Genomic DNA, 7,622 nt, shown 5'->3' with positions numbered 1-7,622 from the left:
TTGTGCTGGCGACAATAGCAAGAGTGAACCACCTGATCCCTTCCCGAACTCAGAAGTGAAACCTCTTTGCGCTGATGGTAGTGTGGGGTTACCCATGTGAGAGTAAGTCATCGCCAGCTCATTATTCCAAACACCCCCAACTTAACAGTTGGGGGTGTTTTTTTGTGCGCGGGATTTATAGTAAAATTAAATATAGTAAAAATAATATTCTGAATTTACTCAAAACACCCCTTAGCGAAATCGTTAATGGGTATTTTTTGTTCTTGTAAATCAAATATTTGAGAATTATTAATTTGGGAAATATAAGAATTTGAAAGCCAGTTCGTATGTTTTTTGGTAAAACTGTGTTATAAAAATTAAAACGGCATAAAAATTGCTTATAGAACAAGATTTTTAATTAAGGGGGTTATAATGAGATTATCAGTGGGCTTAAAAATTGCGAACTCGCTGTCATTAACTCCACAATTGCAGCAAGCAATTCGGCTATTACAATTATCGAGTCTGGAACTGGAACAAGAAGTTCAACTGCAACTTGATAGTAACCCTCTATTAGAAAAAGTTGAAGAACAGATTACTCTTGAACGCTTATCGACACTTGAATCAAATAATGAACACAAAGACCTAACTAATGAGCTCAATGCGGATCACCTTCCCGATGACCTACCTGTAGATACCGATTGGGATGATGTCTATACTCATCAACCTACCAGCTTAGGTGCGGCTGAATTCGAAGAGCGCGAAGACAATCGTCAAGGGCATCAGAGCTTACAGGAATATATGCTTGAGCAAATTAACCTGTTAAATTTTTCACAGCTTGATAAATTGATCGCTTATTGCATTGTCGATTCCCTGGATGACAAAGGCTTTTTAGATGCTGAGCTGACTGAAATTACTGCATCGGTACAACATCTTCTATCTTCGATGGGGAGTGAGGAGGAAATTGAAGATGATGAAGTTGCGGTCGTATTAAAGCATATTCAGCGTTTAGATCCGGTGGGTGTAGGGTCTAGAAGTTTGGCAGAATGTCTGTTGGTTCAGCTTGATCATTTACCTGCCTCAACGCCTTACCGAAATGATGCAATCAAGCTTCTACAACATTATGAATTACTGATTAGTAATGAACTTCCTAAACTGATTAAACAAACCGGGCTAAATCCAGAGCAGTTACGCTGTGCGGTAGATTTATTAAAAACTCTGAAACCTCACCCGGGCTTGGAATTTGAAAATAAAGAATCGGATTATCAGGTGCCAGATGTTGTGGTCATGAAAAAGAATAACGCTTGGCATGTCAATTTAAATCCGGATGTACTGCCAAAATTACGCGTCAATCCTTTCTATGCCAAAATGATTCGTCGTGCAGATCAAAGTGACGATAATCAATATTTACGTAACCAGATGCTAGAAGCAAAAAATTTCATTAAAAGCGTTGATGAGCGGCATAAAACATTATTAAAAGTGGCAACCTGTATTGTCGAACATCAGAAAATGTTCTTGGAAATTGGCGCTGAAGGGATGAAACCTTTGGTTTTAAGAGATATTGCCGAAGAAGTAGAATTGCATGAATCGACCGTATCGCGTGTGACCACCAATAAATATATGCTGACACCGCGTGGTTTATTTGAATTAAAATATTTCTTCTCGAGTCATGTGGGTACGACTTCAGGTGGAGAGGCTTCATCTACTGCCATTCGTGCCAAGATCAAAAAACTGGTTTCTGAAGAAAATGCCCGTAAGCCTTTGTCTGATAATGCAATCGCCAATATATTGAAAAATGAAGGGATTGATGTGGCAAGACGGACGGTGGCGAAATATCGTGAATCGTTACATATTCCTTCATCTTCTGAGCGAAAGGTCTTGATCTAAAATTTAAAATCTGGCTATTCTAAAGATTCATTATGACAGCATAATGAATCTTTTTTCTTTTGAGGAACAGTGAAAATGATTTGAATCAGTGCTTAAAATACGATTTTTGAGTTATAAGTTGCTGTATTTAAATTATTTTATATTGTGACTCTTCTAATCCTAACGAAGGTGAGGGATAGAACTATGCAAATAACAATTCGTGGACATCATTTATCTATTACGCCAGCAATTGAAGAACGTATAAAAACCAAATTTTCACAAATGACCAAGCATCTTGATCAGGTGAATAGTATGCAAGTGAAACTCTCTAAAGATCATCAAATTGATAAACGCTCCAGAAAAGGCAGTAGTAATCATATCGCAGAAGCGATTATCCGATTGCCGGGCATCGAGTTTTTTGCCCATGCCACAGCAGATGATATGTATACTTCCATTAAACTTCTGACAGAAAAATTAAAACGCCAGATCGATCGATATCGGGAAATACATTTACAGCAGCATGCTTTGGCTTTGTAAAGGACAAATGATGAAAAAGAGGTTTTAAAAGCCTCTTTTTTTTATATATATAATGTATGGATCCATGAATTATTTTTGCTATTTATAGTAAAATGGCTCGTTTTACACCCTTAGTCCTATAAGAGGTCTTGTGATGAATAATGAACAGCTCGCTGAAATTTTAGAAGCCGCTTTTCCCGAGGCGGATGTTGCTGTGAGTGGTCAGGGCGGAAAATTTGATCTCCGTATTGTGGATGATCAATTTGAAGGTAAGCGTCCAGTTGCACGTCAACAAGCTGTTTATGCTCCTCTCAATGCCCATATTGCCAGTGGTGCAGTTCACGCAGTGACAATTCGAGCAATGACAAAAGAAGAATGGCGCAAAGCAAGCTTATTTGGAGCTTAATAAATTAATGGATAAATTTTTAATTCAGGGCGGTATCAAGCTCGAAGGTGAAGTGCGTATTTCTGGTGCTAAGAATGCCGCGCTTCCATTATTAGCAGCAATGATTCTTGCCGATACGCCAATTACGCTCAAAAATGTTCCTGATCTGAAAGATGTGAATACATTGGTGAAGCTAATTGCCGGTCTTGGGATCACCATGACTTATGAAGGTGATACCGTTACTGCGGATACCTCGACATTAGATAACCAGTTTGCACCATATGAGCTCGTGAAAACCATGCGTGCTTCTATTTTAGTGCTTGGCCCTTTATTGGCGCGCTATGGCAGTGCAAAAGTGTCTTTGCCGGGTGGTTGTGCAATTGGTTCACGTCCTGTTGATCAGCATTTAAAAGCGTTGGAAGCTTTGGGTGCAGAGATTGAAGTTGAAGCAGGCTATGTGCATGCCAAAGTCGATGGCCGTCTTAAAGGTGGCGAAGTCGTTTTCGATATGGTGACTGTCGGTGGTACAGAAAATATTCTGATGGCTGCAGTCTTGGCCGATGGTGTGACCACAATTCGCAATGCAGCACGTGAGCCTGAAATCACTGATCTTGCGCAAATGCTGATCAAGATGGGGGCCAAAATTGAAGGTTTGGATACCGATACGTTAATCGTGACTGGTGTTGAAAGTCTGCATGGCTGTGAATATGCAGTGGTGGCTGACCGGATTGAAACGGGTTCATATCTGGCGGCGGCTGCAATCACAGGTGGTCGTATCAAAACCACACACACAGATCCATCCCTCATGGAAGCTGTGCTGGATAAATTTGAAGAAATGGGCGCAGAAGTCACTCGTGGCGACGACTGGATTGAGTTAGATATGCTGGGTAAACGTCCGAAAGCCGTAAGCTTCCAGACCTTGCCACATCCAGAATTTCCAACTGATATGCAAGCCCAGATCATGGCTGTAAATGCCATTGCTGCAGGCTTTGCGACAATTTCAGAAACGATTTTTGAAAACCGTTTTATGCATGTTCCTGAGTTGGCCCGTATGGGGGCAAACATTCAGGTCGAAGGTAATGATGCTGTCGTAACTGGGGTAGAAAAACTTTCTGCCGCACCCGTAATGGCAACAGATTTACGTGCTTCTTTCTCTTTGGTACTGGCAGCACTTGCCGCTGAAGGTGAAACACTGATTGACCGTATTTATCACATTGACCGCGGTTATGAAAATGTAGAAGCAAAGTTACAAAGTTTAGGTGCCCAAATTAAGCGAGTAAATTAATGAGCGATATGAGAAACGATGATCCAAACTTTGACGTAATGGGCAATTTTGATCATGGTTTAACTTTGGCATTAAGTAAGGGTCGTATCTTAAAAGAAACATTGCCACTGCTTGAAACAGCAGGGATTAATTTACTGGAAGATCCGGATAAATCACGTAAACTGATTTTCCCCACTACGCATAAACAGGTTCGTATTTTAATTTTACGTGCTTCTGATGTGCCGACTTATGTAGAAAATGGTGCAGCCGATATTGGTGTAGCGGGTAAAGATGTATTGATGGAACATGGTGCGCAAAATGTCTATGAACCATTAGACCTGAAAATTGCGGTTTGTAAATTGATGACAGCTGGTAAAGTCGGGATGCAGCGTCCTAAAGGTCGTTTGAAAATTGCGACCAAGTACGTGAATTTAACCCGGCAATACTATGCCAGCTTGGGTGAGCAAGTCGATGTGATCAAGTTGTATGGTTCAATGGAACTTGCACCATTGGTCGGTCTGGGCGATTACATTGTCGATGTGGTCGATACTGGTAATACCTTACGTGCCAATGGTTTAGAGCCACTTGAAGAAATCTGTAAAGTCTCTTCACGTTTAATCGTCAATAAAGCCAGCTTCAAACGTAAGCAAGCCTTGTTAAATCCGATTCTGGCTCAGCTTGAAAAAGCAGTCGAAGAACGCGAAAAGGCAAAACAGGCTTAAAATTGATTGCTTAAGAAACCGCCCAATCCGGGCGGTTTCTTATTTCTCTATATATCAGATTCTATTTAAATCCTTTCATCAATTTTACCCAAAGCTATTTTCAATAAAACTCATAGAGCTAGAGCACTATGTCTGCCGACAAAAGCCTAGAAAACAGGTAAACTAAAGCCTTCGAATTCAAACCTGATGGGTAAATTGATGCGACGTTTATCGACCCAAGATCAAAACTTCAAGCAAGCATTTGCTGACTTGTTGGCTTTTGAGACTGTGAATGATCCTGAACTTTTAAAAACTGTAGATCAAATTATTGCTGATGTTCGTCAGCATGGTGATGCACATGTTCTTAAACTCACTCAACAGTTCGATCGACATCCGGCGCATCAATTTTCAGAGCTAGAACTGACACAAGAGCAGCTCAAAGCTGCCTTTGAAGGTTTAACGACTGAAGTTCGTGAAGCACTGGAATTAGCTGCAGCGCGTGTGCGTGAGTTTCACCAGGCCCAAAAACAAGATGGCTGGACTTATGTCGATGCTTTGGGGAATACGCTCGGTCAGAAAGTGACTCCACTGGATCGTGTCGGGATTTATGTGCCGGGTGGTCTGGCATCTTATCCATCCTCAGTACTGATGAATGCAGTGCCTGCACATGTGGCGGGTGTCCCTGAAATTATTATGGTGGTGCCTGCCCCGAATGGTGAACTCAATCCATTGGTATTGGCTGCTGCATATTTGGCTGGCGTAACACGTGTCTTTACGATTGGTGGTGCACAAGCCGTTGCAGCACTCGCATATGGTACAGAAACCGTACCACCTGTCGATAAAATTACTGGTCCAGGTAACCGGTTTGTGGCTGCAGCAAAACGTGCGGTGTTTGGTCAGGTCGGTATCGATATGATTGCAGGCCCTTCTGAGATTCTGGTCTATGCCGAAGGCGAGAATAACGCTGAATGGTTGGCGATGGACTTATTGTCACAGGCTGAACATGACACTGTGGCACAAGCCGTTTTCATTACACCTGATGAAGCACTTTTAGATGCTGTTGAAAAGTGGATTGAAAAACACTTAGAAGCATTACCGAAAGCAGATATTGCACGTACTTCAATTGAGAACCGCGGTGCTTTGGTATTGGTAAAAGACCGTGCTGAAGGTGCTGAGCTGATTAACCAAGTGGCGCCAGAACATCTCATGCTATGTTTAGATGAAGCACAAGAGATGGCAGAAGATATTCGCCATGCAGGCGCGATTTTCATGGGTCGTTACACCCCTGAAGCGATTGGTGATTATTGTGCCGGGCCAAACCATGTCTTGCCAACTTCAGGTACAGCACGTTTTTCATCACCGCTGGGGGTTTATGATTTCCAGAAGCGATCAAGCCTGATCATGTGTTCACAAGAGGGTGTTAAAACCTTGGCGAAAACAGCAGATATTTTGGCACAGCAGGAAAATCTGGATGCGCATGCGAGATCGGCGCGTTATCGTTACCAGTAATTAAAAATATAAAACCTCTCCCTAACTCTCTCCTACTAAGGAGAGGGGAAATATTATAAAGAATGAATATTCCTCTCTCTGAATGAGCTTTAAGCATTGTTTTAAAGTGAATGTAAGAGAGGTTAGGAGAGGGAACTTTGAGAATTTAAAAATGAATATCACCACAGAGCAAATGCGTTTTTGGAGTCCTGACGTACGTGAATTAGAACCGTATACGCCGGGTGAACAGCCAAAAATCCAGAATATTTTAAAACTGAATACCAATGAAAATCCGTATCCGCCATCGCCTAAAGTGGTTGCGGCAGTGCAGCAGGTATTGGCCAATTCAGCTGATGTGCTGCGTCTTTATCCTGACCCTGATGCATCTGAACTTAAACAGGCCATTGCGAAACAGCAACATGTGCCTGTAGAGACGGTTTTTGTCGGGAATGGTTCGGATGAAGTTTTAGCGCACATTTTTAAAGCATTCTTTGTTCAAGAACAGCCATTGCTTTATCCAGACATCACCTATAGTTTCTATCCGGTATATAGTCAGTTCTTTGGGGTAAAAACCAAAATTTTACCACTCAATGATGACTTTGAAATTGTGGTAGATGATTATAAACAAGCCAATGGCGGCATTATCATCACTAATCCGAATGCGCCAACCAGTATTGATCTTGGTTTGGTTGCGATTGAAGAAATTCTGCAAGCCAATCCAGATTCAGTGGTGGTGATTGATGAAGCCTATGTCGACTTTGGCGCTGAATCGGCAGTCAAGCTGGTTGAGAAATACGAAAACCTAGTGGTATGTCAAACTACATCGAAGTCGCGTTCTCTTGCAGGATTACGTGTGGGTTTTGCCATTGCTCAGCCACATTTAATTGCAGCACTTGAAGCAGTCAAAAATAGTTTCAACTCTTATCCGATGGATCGTTTTGCGATTGCGGCAGCGGTGGCTTCTTTTGAAGATCAGGAATACTTTGAGGCACAAAATCAGAAAGTCATTGCCAGTCGTGAAAAGTTGGTAGCTCAGCTGAATGAGCTTGGTTTTAAGGTATTACCTTCGAGTGCAAACTTTATTTTTGCCACATTCGTATCTAAAGATGCAGGTGAGCTCGCGAGTGAGTTACGTGAGCGTGGTATTATCGTGCGTTATTTCAACAAACCTCGTATTAATCAATTCTTGCGTATTACGATTGGTACAGATGAGCAAAATCAGCGTTTAGTAGATACGCTAAAAAATGAGATTTTGTGTAATTAAAATCCTTTCTAGCCTCCCGTTTTAAAGGGAGGCATTCTGTAGTGGTCAACAAATATTGGACACAGTTTTAAGTTTTTGTTCAACTGCAAAAGGGCTGATACCATTATTAAATTGATGTGGTCGTATCCGATTGTAGTATTCCATCAGATACAGCCCTATATC

Annotated in this window: 7 protein-coding genes and 1 rRNA gene; all 8 read left to right on the top strand. The window is 41.6% G+C overall.

What is annotated here, in order from left to right; genetic code table 11:
• The first annotated feature begins 4 nt into the window (after window positions 1–4).
• The 8 genes from rrf (at window position 5) to hisC (ending at window position 7,460) form a co-directional block, all read left to right on the top strand.
• Window positions 5–119, top strand: a 5S ribosomal RNA gene (gene rrf, locus FTT73_RS15535).
• A gap of 292 nt (window positions 120–411) precedes the next feature.
• Entirely contained in the window at window positions 412–1,863 is a 1,452-nt protein-coding gene (locus FTT73_RS15530) for an RNA polymerase factor sigma-54 (RefSeq protein WP_180001088.1), read from the top strand.
• Window positions 1,864–2,046: 183 nt separating this feature from the next.
• The gene (gene hpf / locus FTT73_RS15525; protein ID WP_005172527.1) at window positions 2,047–2,379 is read left to right on the top strand and encodes a ribosome hibernation-promoting factor, HPF/YfiA family; all 333 of its coding nucleotides are present in this window, start codon (window positions 2,047–2,049) and stop codon (window positions 2,377–2,379) included.
• 133 nt (window positions 2,380–2,512) lie between these two features.
• Entirely contained in the window at window positions 2,513–2,764 is a 252-nt protein-coding gene (gene ibaG, locus FTT73_RS15520; RefSeq protein ID WP_004730742.1) for a BolA family iron metabolism protein IbaG, read from the top strand.
• A 7-nt stretch (window positions 2,765–2,771) separates the two neighbouring features.
• Window positions 2,772–4,028: a UDP-N-acetylglucosamine 1-carboxyvinyltransferase gene (gene murA / locus FTT73_RS15515; RefSeq protein WP_005172524.1), complete on the top strand. Its 1,257-nt coding sequence runs from the start codon at window positions 2,772–2,774 to the stop codon at window positions 4,026–4,028.
• On the top strand, window positions 4,028–4,729 hold the full coding sequence (hisG, locus tag FTT73_RS15510) for an ATP phosphoribosyltransferase (RefSeq protein ID WP_004646025.1): 702 nt from the start codon (window positions 4,028–4,030) through the stop codon (window positions 4,727–4,729). The genes murA and hisG overlap by 1 nt, the downstream gene beginning before the upstream one ends.
• Window positions 4,730–4,915: 186 nt before the next feature.
• A complete protein-coding gene (gene hisD / locus FTT73_RS15505; RefSeq protein ID WP_081273097.1) occupies window positions 4,916–6,217 on the top strand; it encodes a histidinol dehydrogenase in 1,302 nt (433 codons plus the stop codon).
• Between the two features lie 151 nt (window positions 6,218–6,368).
• Complete coding sequence (hisC, locus tag FTT73_RS15500; protein ID WP_005095854.1) at window positions 6,369–7,460, top strand: histidinol-phosphate transaminase; 1,092 nt, start codon at window positions 6,369–6,371, stop codon at window positions 7,458–7,460.
• The last annotated feature ends 162 nt before the right edge of the window (window positions 7,461–7,622 follow it).

It is taken from the genome of Acinetobacter sp. YH01006 (genome assembly GCF_013420445.1).
GTDB classification, from domain to species: Bacteria; Pseudomonadota; Gammaproteobacteria; order Pseudomonadales; family Moraxellaceae; genus Acinetobacter; species Acinetobacter pseudolwoffii.
Note: the sequence above shows the minus strand (reverse complement) of the source record. Positions and strands in the feature narration are given on the sequence as shown.